Below are 12,181 nucleotides of genomic sequence, written 5' to 3'. Positions count from 1 at the left end.
CATGGCCGTGACGATTGAAAGGGATATCTGCACCGCGTGCGGGGATTGCGAGCCGCTTTGCCCGACCGAGTCTATCTACCCGCACAAAGGGCTTTACGCCGTCAACGCCGATACCTGTACCGAGTGTGACGGCGAGGCCGACGCGCCGAAATGCATGGAAGTGTGCATGGAAGACGATTGCATCGTCTTCGCCGCTTGAATTCACGTTCCCCCCGACGCGAGGCAGCGCCGGGGGGAACGTTTCGATAAGGAGAGTGCTCCATGGCGAACTCGGCTACCCCACAAATTTCCCGTAACATGGCGCTGCGCATCGGCCTTGCCGCGCGGGCCGTACCCGATCTTAAGCCGGCCCAAATGTTGGCGGTCCTTGAAGACGCCGTCGGTTTGCCGCCGCGTCAAGCGAAGCTTAAAAAACTCGGCATCGACCGTCTGCGCACGGCCTCCGGCGGCGTTCTGTCCGGCGCGGGGCGTGACGCCCTGAAGGCGGCGCTGTCGATTCTCAAGGGTGAAACCGAGTTGCCCGAAGACGCCGTGAAGCCCGAGGTTCAAGCCTACCGGGATGGCGACATGCCGGGCTCGTTGCGGGTCGCCTGCGCCTCGAACGGGCGCGAGGATCTGGACGGTCATTTCGGATCGTGTCTGCATTTTTTGATCTACCAGGTATCGGGCGACGAGCTACGCTTGATTGCGGTACGTCCCTGCGATCCGTCCGAGCGAGAGGGCGATAAAAACGCCTATCGGGCGTCGTTGATCGCGGATTGCCAGCTTGTTTATGTCGCCTCCATCGGCGGACCCGCGGCGGCGAAAGTCGTGCGCGCCGGGGTTCACCCGATCAAGTTTCCCCTGGGCGGTAACGCCCCCGATATTCTGCGCGATCTGCAAGGCGTGATCGCGACCGCGCCACCGCCATGGCTCGCCAAGGCGATGGGGCGCGCCCCTGAGTTTCACATCGAAACGGAAGTCGGGGCATGATCGCGGCGCAAACGATCGACGCCGTCGCCGCCCGGGTGGGCGAGGAAGGCGGGGTGGATGAGGCGATGGTCATGGCGCTACGCGCGCACTGGCCCGATTTGCATTTCACCTGGTGCTTCGATGATGACGTCGGTGAACGGGACGCGCCGGTGCGTGAACTGAAGGGCGCCAACATCTATCTGGTTGACGGTTCGGCTCATTGCCTGTCGATCACGGCCGACCCGGCGCGGGCGACAGGCATTTTGATCGCCGAGGTCGAAGCGGAGGCGGACCAATGAGCGTGGACATCGCCCGCAAGCAAAGCCTGGCGCAGGCTTGCGCCGAGGTCCTGCCGACGGCCGATCTCGACACCTTGGCGAACAAGGTGCGCAGCGTGCTCGCGGTGGCCGAGTTGAACTGGACGGTGACGCGCCGGGGCTGGCATCGCGCCGGGGGTATCGTCGCCGCTGATGGCGCGCGAATCGCCGAAAGTCTTCCCGAATGGATCGCAAGTAAAGCCGGGGAAGATGTTCTCGACCTCTACGAGGGCCTTCTGGCGCGCGCCCCGCGGGTTACGCGTTTGGATGGGGCGACCCATTATTTCGCCGCGCCGACGGGATCCCAACCGTGGGACTTCATCCAGATCGAAATCGAGGAATTGACCGAAGTCGCCGACCGCCTGTTGTTCGATCCCGACCTGCCGCCCGACGATATTCAGGATATCGGCGATCCGCTTGACCCTTTGAAGGTCGCCGGCGAAGGGATCGCCCCACCTTTTTATCGTTTTCATCGTTATCTCGACGTCGCCCGCGAATTGGACCATTTTTCCCGCGCGCCCGGCGCGCCGGAGCCTTTGAAAAGGCTGATGGGCGAATGGGCGGCTTCCAGCGCCGGACGACAGGAGAGGTTTTGCGACCATTGGGCGTTGCGCACGCTGAATTATACCGACCGTTTCGGGGCGCAGCGTATCGAGGCGTTTCCGATTAGCACATTCCAAGGCGCGCCTGCGGCCTATCGCGCGGACGCCCCCCTGCGCGGCGCCGATCTCGCCCGCTTCATTCACGACTTCGACCGCGAAGTCGGCTACCCGATGGCCTGGTACTTCTTCATGCTGACCTCGAACAAGAAACTGCACACGGTGGCGCAGGCGGTTCATGACGATCTGATGGGGGCCTACGACTACCTGCCTGCCCAGGACGTCAAGATCCTTAACGGTTGGGCGCACGATCCTTACGTTCTGTACTGATGTCGCGGATGCGATTTTGTCGGTTTTGCGACAGGCTGCCGGTTATGGACCTTTTGTAAAAACAATGGCCTAGCGCTTGGCATGGCGTTTGCTTTTCTTATGGAGAACATCCGTGGACCGACAATCACGAGGCGCGAACATCCGATGAAACCCAGCGATATCGCCCAACTGCTCGACGAGCCCGCCTGCGCCCACAACGCGAAATCGAAATCGGGCTGCGCCAAGCCTGCGCCGGGGGCGTCGGCAGGGGGATGCGCGTTCGATGGGGCGCAAATCGCCCTGCTGCCGATCGCCGATGTCGCCCATATCGTTCACGGCCCGATCGCTTGTGCGGGAAGCTCATGGGACAACCGGGGAACCCGTTCGTCCGGTCCCGATTTATACCGGATCGGCATGACCACCGATCTGACCGAACAGGATGTGATCATGGGCCGTGGCGAGAAACGCCTGTTTCACGCCATCAAGCAGGCGGTGGACGATTACGCCCCTGCCGCGGTGTTCGTCTACAACACCTGCGTTCCCGCCCTGATCGGCGACGACGTCGAGGCGGTGTGCCGGGAAGCCGGGGCGCGTTTTTCCGTCGCGGTGGTGCCGATCGACGCCGCCGGGTTTTACGGCACAAAGAACCTAGGCAACCGCATCGCCGGCGAGGCGATGGTGCGCCATGTCATTGGCACCGCCGAACCGCGCCCGATCCCCGCCGCGGCGCACCGCGCCGGGATTACGGTTCACGACGTCAACCTGATCGGCGAATACAACATCGCCGGGGAACTTTGGCATGTGCTGCCGCTGCTCGACGCGTTGGGCATTCGGGTGCTGTGCGCCCTTTCCGGCGACGCCCGCTTCCACGAGGTGCAAACGATGCACCGCGCCGAGGTCAACATGATGGTGTGCTCCAAGGCGATGGTCAACGTCGCGCGTAAGCTGGAAGAGCAATACGCCACGCCTTGGTTCGAGGGCAGTTTTTACGGCGCCGGGGATGTTTCCGAGGCCCTTCGAAATTTCGCCCGCTTGATCGGCGACGACGATCTTTCGCGGCGTACCGAGGCGCTGATCGCGCGCGAGGAGGCGGCGCTGGATACCGCCCTCGCGCCGTGGCGCGGCCGCCTCAAGGGCAAGCGGGTGCTGCTTTATACCGGCGGGGTGAAATCATGGTCGGTGGTCGCGGCGTTGCAGGATCTGGGCTTGGAGGTGGTCGCCACCGGCACCAAGAAATCCACCGAGGAAGACAAGGCGCGCATCAGGGACCTGATGGGCGCGGACGCGCGCATGATCGAGGACGGCAATCCCCGCGCGCTGATCGACACCATCGGCGAATTGAAAGCGGACATCCTGATCGCGGGAGGGCGCAACATGTATACGGCGCTCAAGGCGCGGATACCGTTCCTCGACATCAACCAGGAACGGGAATTCGCCTACGCCGGTTACGTCGGCATGACCGAATTGGCGCGCCAATTGACGCTCGGGCTGGAAAGCCCGGTCTGGGATGCGGTGCGCGCGCCGGCGCCGTGGCGCGCCGCCGCGCGCCTTGCCCAAGCGGGAGAATAACCATGACCGAGATTATCAAACGCAATAAGGCATTGTCGGTGTCGCCGTTGAAAACCAGCCCGGCGATCGGCGCGGCGCTGGCCTTCATGGGGCTGAGGCGGGCGATGCCGATGCTCCATGGCTCCCAGGGCTGCACCGCCTTCGGAAAGGTCTTTTTCGTGCGTCATTTTCGCGAGCCGGTGGCGTTGCAAAGCACCGCCATCGATCAGGTCAGCGCGGTGATGGGCGGCGGCGACAGCGTGGTCGAGGGGCTGCGCACGATTTGCGCGAAATCCCGTCCCGACGTGATCGGCGTGCCGAGCACCGGACTGACCGAGACCCAGGGTTGCGATCTGGCGGGCGATGTCCGCGTCTTTCGCGAAAAATATCCCGAATATGGCGACGTCGCGGTGATCCCGGTGACCACGCCCGATTATACCGGCTGTTTCGAGACCGGCTACGCCAAGGCGGTGGAGGCGATCGTCCGCCATTTCGTGCCCAAGCGCACCGAGCGCGTGCCCCCCGCGCGGGTGCGCCGTCACCAGATCAACGTTCTTGCCGCGTCCCACCTGACGCCGGGCGATCTGGAAATTTTGCAACAGACCATCGCCGCGTTCGGCCTGGAGGCGGTGTTCGTGCCCGACCTAGCGACGGCGCTGGACGGCCACCTCGGGGGGAACGATTTCAATCCGCTCAGCGACGGTGGTCTTCCGGTCGGCATCCTCGGCGATTTGGGGCTGGCGCGCGCCACACTGGTGATCGGGGCATCGCTGAAGGGGGCGGCGGACGCCTTGTTCGAGCGCACGCATGTCCCCGATTATCGCTTCGATCACGTCATGGGGTTGACGGCCTACGACGCCTTCGTCGATGTTCTGCGCGGCCTCGGCGCAAAGGGGGTCCCCGAAAAAGTGGAACGCCGGCGCACCCAGCTTCAGGACGCCATGCTGGATTCCCATTTCGTGCTGGGATTGACGCGCGTCGCGGTGGCCGCCGATCCCGATCTTTTGAAGGGGCTTTGCGATTTTCTGGGCGACATGGGGATGCAGGTCGTCGCCGCGGTCAGCCCGGTCAACGCCCCCATCCTTAAAACCGTGCGCGCCGACAGCGTTAAGATCGGCGATCTCGGCGATCTGGAAACGATCGCCCGCGCCGGCGGCGCCGAAATGGTGGTGTGCAACGCCCACGGGGCGCACACCGCGCGGCGCCTGGGCGCGCATCTGGTGCGTGCCGGGTTTCCCCAGTACGACGTGCTCGGTGGATTTCGTCAGCCGTGGGTGGGGTATGGCGGCGGGCGGGACCGCTTGTTCGAGATCGCCAACGCCTTGCTGGCGCGCCACAAGGGCGAGGTCGCGCCTTACCGTTCGCTCTACAAGGAAGCTTCCGGCCCCGAGGAGTCCGCCGCATGAGCGTTTCTTGCCGTTTTAAGGTCGTCAGCGACCGCCCAGATGCGCACGCCGCCTCCGCCGTGCGCGTCGCTTTCGCCTCAAGCGACATGGTCCACGTCGATCAACATTTCGGTTCGGCGCAAAGCCTCGCGGTCTATGAAATCGGCCCCACTTTCGACCGCTTGATCGAGGTCGTGCGCTTCGCCGCCTCCGATCAGGACGGCAACGAGGACAAACTGGTATCGAAATTCGAGGCTCTGGACGGATGCGCCGCCGTGTACGCCCAGGCGGTCGGTTCGTCGGCGATCCGCCAACTGGTGCGCTTGGGCGTGCAGCCGGTGAAGACGCCCCACGGCGCGGCGATCGGCGCGCTGATCGCCACCCTGCGCGCCGACATCCAGGCGGGCACGCCGCCGTGGGCGCGTGCGGCGGGACGCGCGGACAAGGATCCGTCACGCTTCGCGGCGATGGCCGAGGAGACATGGGATGAATGATTCGCACCAGATCGAAGCCCGCGCCCGCATCGTCGCCGTCCGGGATGGGCAGGTGCGCGTGCGCGGCGAACGCCGCTCGGGATGCGGGGGGTGTTCCGACGCCAGTTGCGGGGCGAGCACCATCGCCTCGGCGCTGCCCTCCGCCCAGCCGTTGGAGATGACGCTGGACGATCCGATCGGCCTGCATCCCGGGGAGACGGTGGTGCTCGGCGTCGGCGCGGGGCGCGTCCTTCTTCTGGCGTTGGTCGCGTACCTGTTTCCCATCTTGATGATGGTCCTAAGCGCGGCCGTCGCGGCGAATGTCGGTGCGTCGTCCCCGAATCAGATACTGGCCGCCATTGTTGGGCTGACCGTGGCGCTTGTCCTCGCCAGAGTGTGGATGCGTCGGCGCGGCGCTTACGCCAAGCCCGAAATTCTCGCCCGTAAGGGCAGCATTTGAAGGAGTCCGTTAGATGACCGAGAGCGTGTTGTTGATTGCCACCGACGATCCTATCCTGACCTCGGATTTCATGATCGAGCTGGAGCGCCAGGTGCGCGCCCTGGACGCCTATGGCTCCTATGACGCCTGGAGCGCGGCGAAAGTGCTCGACCCCTACATCCTAACCAAGGAACGCAAACGGGAAATTCCGCTGGTCGGCGATCCCGACGACGTCACGATTTCTCGGGTCAAGGCGTTTTACAACGCGATCGCTTCGTTGATCGAAAAGGAATGCGGGCAAATGGCGGTGCCTCTGGTCAGCCTGACTCACGAGGGCTTCGGGCGCGCCTTGATCACGGTGGGCAAACTGGTGGTGATGGAAAAAACGCTGCGCGACGTCCACCGTTTCGGTTTTCCCTCGGCCTCGAAGCTGAAGGACGAAGCGGACAAGTTGTTGGCGGTGGCGCTAGAGATCATCGGCGCCCATCCCAAGGCCGCCGGCATGTAGGGTGGGGGAAACGATGCGCGACGATGAACTGAAGGCGCTGCAAAAAACGATGCGCAAGGCTAAGCGCATCGCCTCGGAAAAGGCCGGGGCGCTGCACGATCTGGTCGAAGACGGTCTGCCGGGAGCTTATCGGGATCTGCCCGCCCTGGCGCAGGAAACCTATGACGCCTGCAAGGCCTGGGACGAGGCGCGCGCCACGTTGGACGCCGCCGAAAAGGGATGACCGCGCCGGGCGCGCGCCAAACGCGAAAGGAGAGCAAAACGATGACAGCCATCACAGGCGTAACCCGTGGCGGCGCGCCGTGGACGCCGGAATTTATTACCACTTTGGAGCAGACCAAATGCATCGGATGCGGGCGTTGCTACAAGGTCTGTCCGCGCGACGTTTTCAACCTAATCGAGCGCGAAAGCGCCAACGACGATGACGACGATTATGATGACGACGATGACGATGATGATTTTTCCGATGATTCCTCGATGGTGATGACCCTGGCGAACGCCCTCGATTGTATCGGGTGCACGGCCTGTTCACGGGTTTGCCCGAAGAAATGCCTGACGCACGAAGCGCTGGCCGCCTGAACAGAAATATATTGGAGACGTAAAGCCGATGCCGAGACCCAAACGCCATATTTTCGTCTGTGGGCAAAGTCGCCCCGAAGGACATCCTCGGGGCTCGTGCGCCAGCGTCAACGCGGCGGACGTGATGGACGCCTTTCTCGCCGCGTTTCAGGAACGCGACCTGTGGGGGACCTATAAGGTCAGTTCCTCGGGCTGCATCGGGCCGTGTTTCAGCGGTCCTAGCGTGCTGGTCTATCCCGAAGGGGTGATGTACGCCAAAGTGCGCGCCGAGGACGTCGGCGAAATTATCGACAAACATATCGTCGGCGGCGAGGTGGTGGACCGCCTGCAGGCGCCCGCCGACGTCTGGTAGTCGCCTCATGGCGTCGGCGTCGCGGATCGTTCTCTTCCATAAACACGCGAGCAGCGCGCGGGTGCGCTTTTTGTGTTTCGCCGGGAAAAGCGTCTGCGCGCCAACCCCGCTGCCGCCATCCTCGATCCTAAGTGGAGATAACGCGTCTGGAGGCGGCGGGGCGGTGAGCACCCATCCGGCGGTTCTGCTGGGTGCGGTTCGGGCCGATTTGGGGCTTGCGCCGGGAAGCCTGGAACTGGCGCGGAATTTCGTGCTGTGGGTGGACACGCCCGAAGGGGCCGTGGAAATTCGTTTAGGCGCATTCACCATGCTTGACCCTCCCTTCGAGGCGGCGCGCGAGGCCGGCGGCGCATTCATCTCGATCACCGAAGCACGCCCCCTGGCCCTGGTCGAACTGGAGGTCCTGCGTCACGTCTATGATCACATCATGGGGTGAGGGCGCGGGCGATCCGGGTTGGCGGTCCATTGTCGGGTTTGCGACATTCCTCCCCCGGCCACTTTCGATGAAGGCCGTTACCCGCACCGTTGGCGCGTGCTGGTACGGCTCTTGCTACGATCCGTCCGAGCGTGTAATGGAGGATGGATTAAGTGAAAAATTTATGCGTTGGCCTTCTCGTCTTGACTGTGTTGGCTTTTTCCGGCGCCCCCGCGCGGGCCGCCGTGAGCGTCGCGGTGGCGAGCAATTTTCTCACGCCCCTCAAGGCGATCGCCAAGGGGTTCGAGGCGAAAACCGGGATTGCGGTGAAGATCAGTTCCGGTTCGACCGGATCGCTATATGCCCAGATCGCCCATGGCGCGCCTTATGACGTTTTCCTCGCCGCCGACGCCCGCGAACCCAAGCGTTTGGAAAAGGACGGTCGCGGCGTCGCCGGGACGCGTTTTACCTACGCCTTGGGAAAGCTGGCGCTGTGGGGGCGCATGAACGAGGACCCCCGCACCGCGTTGCTTCAGGGCGCGCGCGGCCGCCTGGGAAACAATTTCCGCCTCGCTGTCGCCAATCCCAAGACCGCGCCTTACGGCGCGGCGGCGATGGCGGTGATCAAGAGCCTGGGGCTGTCGCCAAAACATTTGGTGCGCGGTGAAAATATCGCCCAGACGTTCCAGTTCGTATGGTCGGGCAACGCCGAGATGGGCTTTGTCGCCCTGTCCCAGGTCGCCGGGGTGAAACTCCCCGGGCGGATTTGGACGGTTTCCCCCAAGATGTATCCCCCCATCCGCCAGCAGGGTATTTTACTGCATGAGGACAAGGACGCGCGGGCGTTCCTCGCCTATCTGAAGACGGACGCCGCCCCGGTGATCGCGAAATACGGCTACGGGCGGGAAGAACCATGACCGCGCCGCCGGGCGCGCTCGATCTCGCCCCGTTGTGGCTCAGTTTTCGCCTGGCGGGCGTGACCCTCGGCGTTTTGCTTGCGATCGCCTTACCGTTGGCGTGGTGGCTGGCATGGACGCGTTGGCGCGGCAAGGTCGTGATCGAAACCTTGGTCGCCTTGCCGATGGTGCTGCCGCCCACCGTGCTGGGATTTTACCTGTTGGTCGTGATGGGGCCGGAAGGCGCGCTCGGGCGGGTCTGGCGCGCCCTGACGGGATCGACCCTGACCTTCACCTTCGCCGGGCTGGTTATCGCCAGTTGCGTTTATTCGCTTCCCTTCGTCGTGCAGCCCCTGATCGCGGCCTTTAAACGGCTCGACCGGCGTTCGGTCGAAGCCTCGTGCACCCTGGGCGCGCCGTGGTGGCGCACCTTCGCGCTGATAGTCGTGCCGGGCATTCGCGGCGGCATCCTGGTCGCCGCGGTGCAGGGCTTCGCCCATACCCTGGGCGAATTCGGCGTCGTCCTGATGGTCGGGGGGAATATTCCCGGCGCGACCCGGGTGGTCTCTATCGCCATTTTCGAGCACGTCGAAACGTTGAACTACGAGGCGGCGGGTGGACTGTCGCTGGTCTTGGTGGCGATTTCCTTCGCCCTGCTGATGGCGACCTTCGTGATCGGCGGCGAACGCGCCCGGAGGGTTCCGGCATGACATCGGGTTCGAATCGCACCGTCTCTTCCGTGTCGAACGCCCTGAGCCTCGATCTCAGCTTTCGCCGCGCGGATTTCGCCCTTGAGGCGGCGGGCGCGTTTCCCGCCCGCGGGGTTCACGCCATTATCGGCCCTTCGGGCGGCGGCAAGACCACCTTACTGCGTCTGATCGCCGGTCTGGAACGCCCGCAAGGTGGGCGTCTCGTCGTCAACGGGCGGACCTGGGTCGATGTCCAAAAGGGCGTGTTCCTGCCCGCGCGCAAGCGCGCGACGGGGGTCGTCTTTCAAGATTACGCCCTGTTCGAGCACATGACGGTCGCCGCCAACATCGGTTACGGCGTGGCGCGCCGTTCGCGCCGCGCCGCCGTCGCGCGCTGGCTCACGCGTCTCGACCTGGAGGGGCTGGCGGCGCGCCTGCCCGGCGAGCTTTCCGGCGGCCAACGCCAACGCACGGCCCTGGCGCGCGCGCTGGCGACGAACCCCGACGTGTTGCTGTTGGACGAACCCCTGTCGGCAATCGACGCGCACCTGCGTCGGCGCCTGCGCGCCCGCCTGGCGGATGTCCTGGGGACGATGGATATTCCCGTTTTCATGGTCAGTCACGACATCGACGACGTACGCGCCCTTGCCGATTGGATTGGCGTTATGGTCGCGGGGCGCTTAGTCCGCGCCGGACGGCGGGACGATGTTTTCGATACCCCCGGCGAGGTCGAGGTCGCCCGCGTCCTGGGTTGGCCGAACCTGCTCGAAGTCGGCGTGCTGGCGGGCGATCGGATCGCCGGGCGATGGGGAGGGCTGGCGGTGGAAGGCGAGCCACCGCTGGATACCGCGTGGATCGGCTTCAAGCCGGAGCATCTTCATCTGCATTCACGATCGGGACAGGGCATCGCGGCGCGGGTGCGCGCGATCGCCGAGGAGGGCCTGATCCGTCGGGTGACCCTGGCCGTTGGCGGCGGTGGAACGCTGGTCGCGCACCGTCCGGCGGATGTGCCGACCCCCGCGCCGGGAAGCCGGGTGTGGCTGTCGGTCGCGCCCCGCCATTTGCGTTTCATGGGCGAGGGGCGGGTGCTCCCCGGCGCCGCGTCCCCGACGTGCGAGACGCCCCGTCTCGGCAAAACGGCATAAAGCATAAAGGAGAAAGGAAATGCGGCGTCTCGGGATGATTTTGTGCATGTGCGCCGCCCTGGCGTCGTGCGCCCCTCGGGGGAATGACGAATATAAAAGCACGCTCTACGTGTTCGGTACTTTGGTCGAAATCATCGTGCGCGGCGCCGACCGCGCCCAAGCCCAGGCCGCGACCGCCCAGCTCTCCCAGGAATTCCAGCATATGTACAAGGATTGGCATGCCTGGAAGCCCGGCGAGTTGAGCAATTTGAACAAGGCCTTCGCCAAGGGGGAAACCAAGAAGGTCAGCCCTTTCGTGTTGCCGCTGATCGTGCAGGCGAAGAGGTACTACACCATGAGCGACGGCCTGTTCAATCCGGCGATCGGGGCGTTGGTCGGGGCATGGGGGTTTCACGCCGACGTCAATCCCAAAGGTAAATTGCCTCCGATGGCGCGCATTCGCGCCCTGGCGGCGCGTCACCCGACGATGGACGACGTTATTATCAAGGGCGATAGGGTCCACAGCCGCAACCCTGCGGTCCAATTGGATTTTGGCGGTTTCGCCAAGGGGGTGGCGATGGACCGGGCGGAAAAGGTCCTTGCCGCCTACGGTATCAAGAACGCCATCGTTAACGCCGGAGGAGATTTAAACACCGTCGGCCAGTACGGCGGGCGGCCCTGGCGCATCGCCATTCGCGACCCCAAGGCGTGGGGCGAGATCGCCACCGTCGATCTGAAACCCGGCGAGGATGTCTATACCTCGGGCAATTACGAGCGCTATCGCGATTCCAAGGGCGTGCGTTACGGTCACATCATCAATCCGCGGACCGGAATGCCGGTGCGCCATATCGTCTCGACGACGGTGATCGGCTACGACGGTGCCCTGGCCGACGCCACCGCCACGGCATTGACCGTCGCCGGCCCCAAAGGCTGGTACCGCATCGCCCGGCGCATGGGGGCGCATTACGTGATGCTGGTGGACGATACCGGGACGGTTTACCTCAACCCGGCGATGAAGGCGCGCGTGCGCTTCGCCAAGGGATTGCACCCGCGCATTGTTCAAAGTGCGCCGCTATGAGGCCGCGCCGCGCGGGGCGTTGTCGTAAAAGCGACAATGGCGGCATCGGAAAGTGATAAATAAAATCATTTCTTTTCATATCTCTAAGGGTGTTTTTCCGTGGTGGCGATGGACTGGTATGGCCGTTGCACTGCCTGGGGCAGGTGATGTCCCGAACAGTGAGAAGAGGTCTTCATGCTTAACCTTACCGAAGATGCCCGGCGCGCCGTCGCCCGTTTTATCTCAACGTCGAAAACGCCGGTCACGGGGCTGCGCATCGCGGTCACCGGCGGCGGTTGTTCGGGGTTTCAATACGCCATGAAACTGGAGGGCGCGGCCGCGGCGGAGGATACCGTCGTCGAATGCGGCGACGCCCGCGTTTTCGTCGATCCCCAAAGCGCGCCGCTTCTTGTGGGGGTCACGGTGGATTTTCAAGACAGCCTGGAAGGCAGCGGCTTCGTTTTTGAGAATCCCAACGCCAAGTCCGGCTGCGGCTGCGGCAAGTCGTTCACCGCCTAACGTCCGAAACATGAATTAAAG

General features: G+C 64.1%; 18 protein-coding genes. All 18 read left to right on the top strand.

The genetic code is table 11. The features are described from left to right. The first annotated feature begins 1 nt into the window (after nt 1). On the top strand, nt 2-199 hold the full coding sequence (locus P3M64_RS06860) for a 4Fe-4S binding protein (protein ID WP_132939449.1): 198 nt from the start codon (nt 2-4) through the stop codon (nt 197-199). Nucleotides 200-261: 62 nt separating this feature from the next. Beyond that, nucleotides 262-972, top strand: a complete 711-nt coding sequence (locus tag P3M64_RS06855) for a dinitrogenase iron-molybdenum cofactor biosynthesis protein (protein WP_132939450.1) — start codon at nt 262-264, stop codon at nt 970-972. Next, nucleotides 969-1,250, top strand: coding sequence for a DUF6129 family protein (locus P3M64_RS06850; protein ID WP_132939451.1), 282 nt, complete (start codon nt 969-971; stop codon nt 1,248-1,250). Before P3M64_RS06855 ends, P3M64_RS06850 begins: the two co-directional genes overlap by 4 nt. After that, nucleotides 1,247-2,197, top strand: coding sequence for a hypothetical protein (locus P3M64_RS06845; RefSeq protein WP_132939452.1), 951 nt, complete (start codon nt 1,247-1,249; stop codon nt 2,195-2,197). The genes P3M64_RS06850 and P3M64_RS06845 overlap by 4 nt, the downstream gene beginning before the upstream one ends. Nucleotides 2,198-2,341: 144 nt before the next feature. Continuing rightward, a complete protein-coding gene (gene nifE, locus P3M64_RS06840; RefSeq protein ID WP_132939453.1) occupies nt 2,342-3,745 on the top strand; it encodes a nitrogenase iron-molybdenum cofactor biosynthesis protein NifE in 1,404 nt (467 codons plus the stop codon). 2 nt (nt 3,746-3,747) lie between these two features. Further along, the gene (gene nifN, locus P3M64_RS06835) at nt 3,748-5,130 is read left to right on the top strand and encodes a nitrogenase iron-molybdenum cofactor biosynthesis protein NifN (protein WP_132939454.1); all 1,383 of its coding nucleotides are present in this window, start codon (nt 3,748-3,750) and stop codon (nt 5,128-5,130) included. Then, on the top strand, nt 5,127-5,603 hold the full coding sequence (locus P3M64_RS06830; protein WP_132939455.1) for a NifB/NifX family molybdenum-iron cluster-binding protein: 477 nt from the start codon (nt 5,127-5,129) through the stop codon (nt 5,601-5,603). Before nifN ends, P3M64_RS06830 begins: the two co-directional genes overlap by 4 nt. Next, complete coding sequence (locus P3M64_RS06825; RefSeq protein ID WP_132939456.1) at nt 5,596-6,042, top strand: SoxR reducing system RseC family protein; 447 nt, start codon at nt 5,596-5,598, stop codon at nt 6,040-6,042. The genes P3M64_RS06830 and P3M64_RS06825 overlap by 8 nt, the downstream gene beginning before the upstream one ends. Before the next feature lie 13 nt (nt 6,043-6,055). After that, the gene (locus P3M64_RS06820) at nt 6,056-6,529 is read left to right on the top strand and encodes a NifX-associated nitrogen fixation protein (RefSeq protein ID WP_132939457.1); all 474 of its coding nucleotides are present in this window, start codon (nt 6,056-6,058) and stop codon (nt 6,527-6,529) included. A 13-nt stretch (nt 6,530-6,542) separates the two neighbouring features. Continuing rightward, a complete protein-coding gene (locus P3M64_RS06815; protein WP_132939458.1) occupies nt 6,543-6,752 on the top strand; it encodes a CCE_0567 family metalloprotein in 210 nt (69 codons plus the stop codon). 41 nt (nt 6,753-6,793) lie between these two features. Next, complete coding sequence (fdxB, locus tag P3M64_RS06810) at nt 6,794-7,108, top strand: ferredoxin III, nif-specific (RefSeq protein ID WP_132939459.1); 315 nt, start codon at nt 6,794-6,796, stop codon at nt 7,106-7,108. 28 nt (nt 7,109-7,136) lie between these two features. After that, nucleotides 7,137-7,460, top strand: a complete 324-nt coding sequence (locus tag P3M64_RS06805) for a (2Fe-2S) ferredoxin domain-containing protein (RefSeq protein ID WP_132939460.1) — start codon at nt 7,137-7,139, stop codon at nt 7,458-7,460. 7 nt (nt 7,461-7,467) lie between these two features. Continuing rightward, nucleotides 7,468-7,896 (top strand): hypothetical protein, encoded by a 429-nt coding sequence (locus tag P3M64_RS06800; RefSeq protein WP_132939461.1) that lies wholly within the window; start codon nt 7,468-7,470, stop codon nt 7,894-7,896. A gap of 152 nt (nt 7,897-8,048) precedes the next feature. Continuing rightward, nucleotides 8,049-8,792, top strand: a complete 744-nt coding sequence (gene modA, locus P3M64_RS06795) for a molybdate ABC transporter substrate-binding protein (protein WP_207893175.1) — start codon at nt 8,049-8,051, stop codon at nt 8,790-8,792. Beyond that, nucleotides 8,789-9,481 carry a molybdate ABC transporter permease subunit gene (modB, locus tag P3M64_RS06790; RefSeq protein ID WP_132939462.1) on the top strand — a complete coding sequence of 231 codons (693 nt, stop codon included), beginning with the start codon at nt 8,789-8,791 and terminating at the stop codon, nt 9,479-9,481. Before modA ends, modB begins: the two co-directional genes overlap by 4 nt. After that, on the top strand, nt 9,478-10,605 hold the full coding sequence (locus tag P3M64_RS06785; protein ID WP_132939463.1) for an ABC transporter ATP-binding protein: 1,128 nt from the start codon (nt 9,478-9,480) through the stop codon (nt 10,603-10,605). The genes modB and P3M64_RS06785 overlap by 4 nt, the downstream gene beginning before the upstream one ends. Nucleotides 10,606-10,624: 19 nt before the next feature. Next, the gene (locus P3M64_RS06780) at nt 10,625-11,662 is read left to right on the top strand and encodes an FAD:protein FMN transferase (protein ID WP_132939464.1); all 1,038 of its coding nucleotides are present in this window, start codon (nt 10,625-10,627) and stop codon (nt 11,660-11,662) included. 174 nt (nt 11,663-11,836) lie between these two features. Further along, nucleotides 11,837-12,160, top strand: coding sequence for a HesB/IscA family protein (locus P3M64_RS06775; protein ID WP_132939465.1), 324 nt, complete (start codon nt 11,837-11,839; stop codon nt 12,158-12,160). Nucleotides 12,161-12,181 lie beyond the last annotated feature (21 nt).

Origin of the sequence: Varunaivibrio sulfuroxidans, assembly GCF_029318635.1 — a bacterium.
GTDB classification, from domain to species: Bacteria; Pseudomonadota; Alphaproteobacteria; order Rhodospirillales; family Magnetovibrionaceae; genus Varunaivibrio; species Varunaivibrio sulfuroxidans.
This window is presented reverse-complemented; position numbering and strand designations above follow the sequence as displayed.

Coding starts and splice junctions, on each gene's coding strand:
- P3M64_RS06820 (WP_132939457.1), top strand. CDS start 6,056: ATGACCGAGAGCGTGTTGTTGATTGCCACCGACGATCCTATCCTGACC.
- nifN (WP_132939454.1), top strand. CDS start 3,748: ATGACCGAGATTATCAAACGCAATAAGGCATTGTCGGTGTCGCCGTTG.
- P3M64_RS06815 (WP_132939458.1), top strand. CDS start 6,543: ATGCGCGACGATGAACTGAAGGCGCTGCAAAAAACGATGCGCAAGGCT.
- P3M64_RS06825 (WP_132939456.1), top strand. CDS start 5,596: ATGAATGATTCGCACCAGATCGAAGCCCGCGCCCGCATCGTCGCCGTC.
- P3M64_RS06775 (WP_132939465.1), top strand. CDS start 11,837: ATGCTTAACCTTACCGAAGATGCCCGGCGCGCCGTCGCCCGTTTTATC.
- modB (WP_132939462.1), top strand. CDS start 8,789: ATGACCGCGCCGCCGGGCGCGCTCGATCTCGCCCCGTTGTGGCTCAGT.
- P3M64_RS06860 (WP_132939449.1), top strand. CDS start 2: ATGGCCGTGACGATTGAAAGGGATATCTGCACCGCGTGCGGGGATTGC.
- P3M64_RS06780 (WP_132939464.1), top strand. CDS start 10,625: ATGCGGCGTCTCGGGATGATTTTGTGCATGTGCGCCGCCCTGGCGTCG.
- P3M64_RS06855 (WP_132939450.1), top strand. CDS start 262: ATGGCGAACTCGGCTACCCCACAAATTTCCCGTAACATGGCGCTGCGC.
- P3M64_RS06800 (WP_132939461.1), top strand. CDS start 7,468: ATGGCGTCGGCGTCGCGGATCGTTCTCTTCCATAAACACGCGAGCAGC.
- P3M64_RS06845 (WP_132939452.1), top strand. CDS start 1,247: ATGAGCGTGGACATCGCCCGCAAGCAAAGCCTGGCGCAGGCTTGCGCC.
- fdxB (WP_132939459.1), top strand. CDS start 6,794: ATGACAGCCATCACAGGCGTAACCCGTGGCGGCGCGCCGTGGACGCCG.
- P3M64_RS06785 (WP_132939463.1), top strand. CDS start 9,478: ATGACATCGGGTTCGAATCGCACCGTCTCTTCCGTGTCGAACGCCCTG.
- P3M64_RS06830 (WP_132939455.1), top strand. CDS start 5,127: ATGAGCGTTTCTTGCCGTTTTAAGGTCGTCAGCGACCGCCCAGATGCG.
- P3M64_RS06805 (WP_132939460.1), top strand. CDS start 7,137: ATGCCGAGACCCAAACGCCATATTTTCGTCTGTGGGCAAAGTCGCCCC.
- nifE (WP_132939453.1), top strand. CDS start 2,342: ATGAAACCCAGCGATATCGCCCAACTGCTCGACGAGCCCGCCTGCGCC.
- P3M64_RS06850 (WP_132939451.1), top strand. CDS start 969: ATGATCGCGGCGCAAACGATCGACGCCGTCGCCGCCCGGGTGGGCGAG.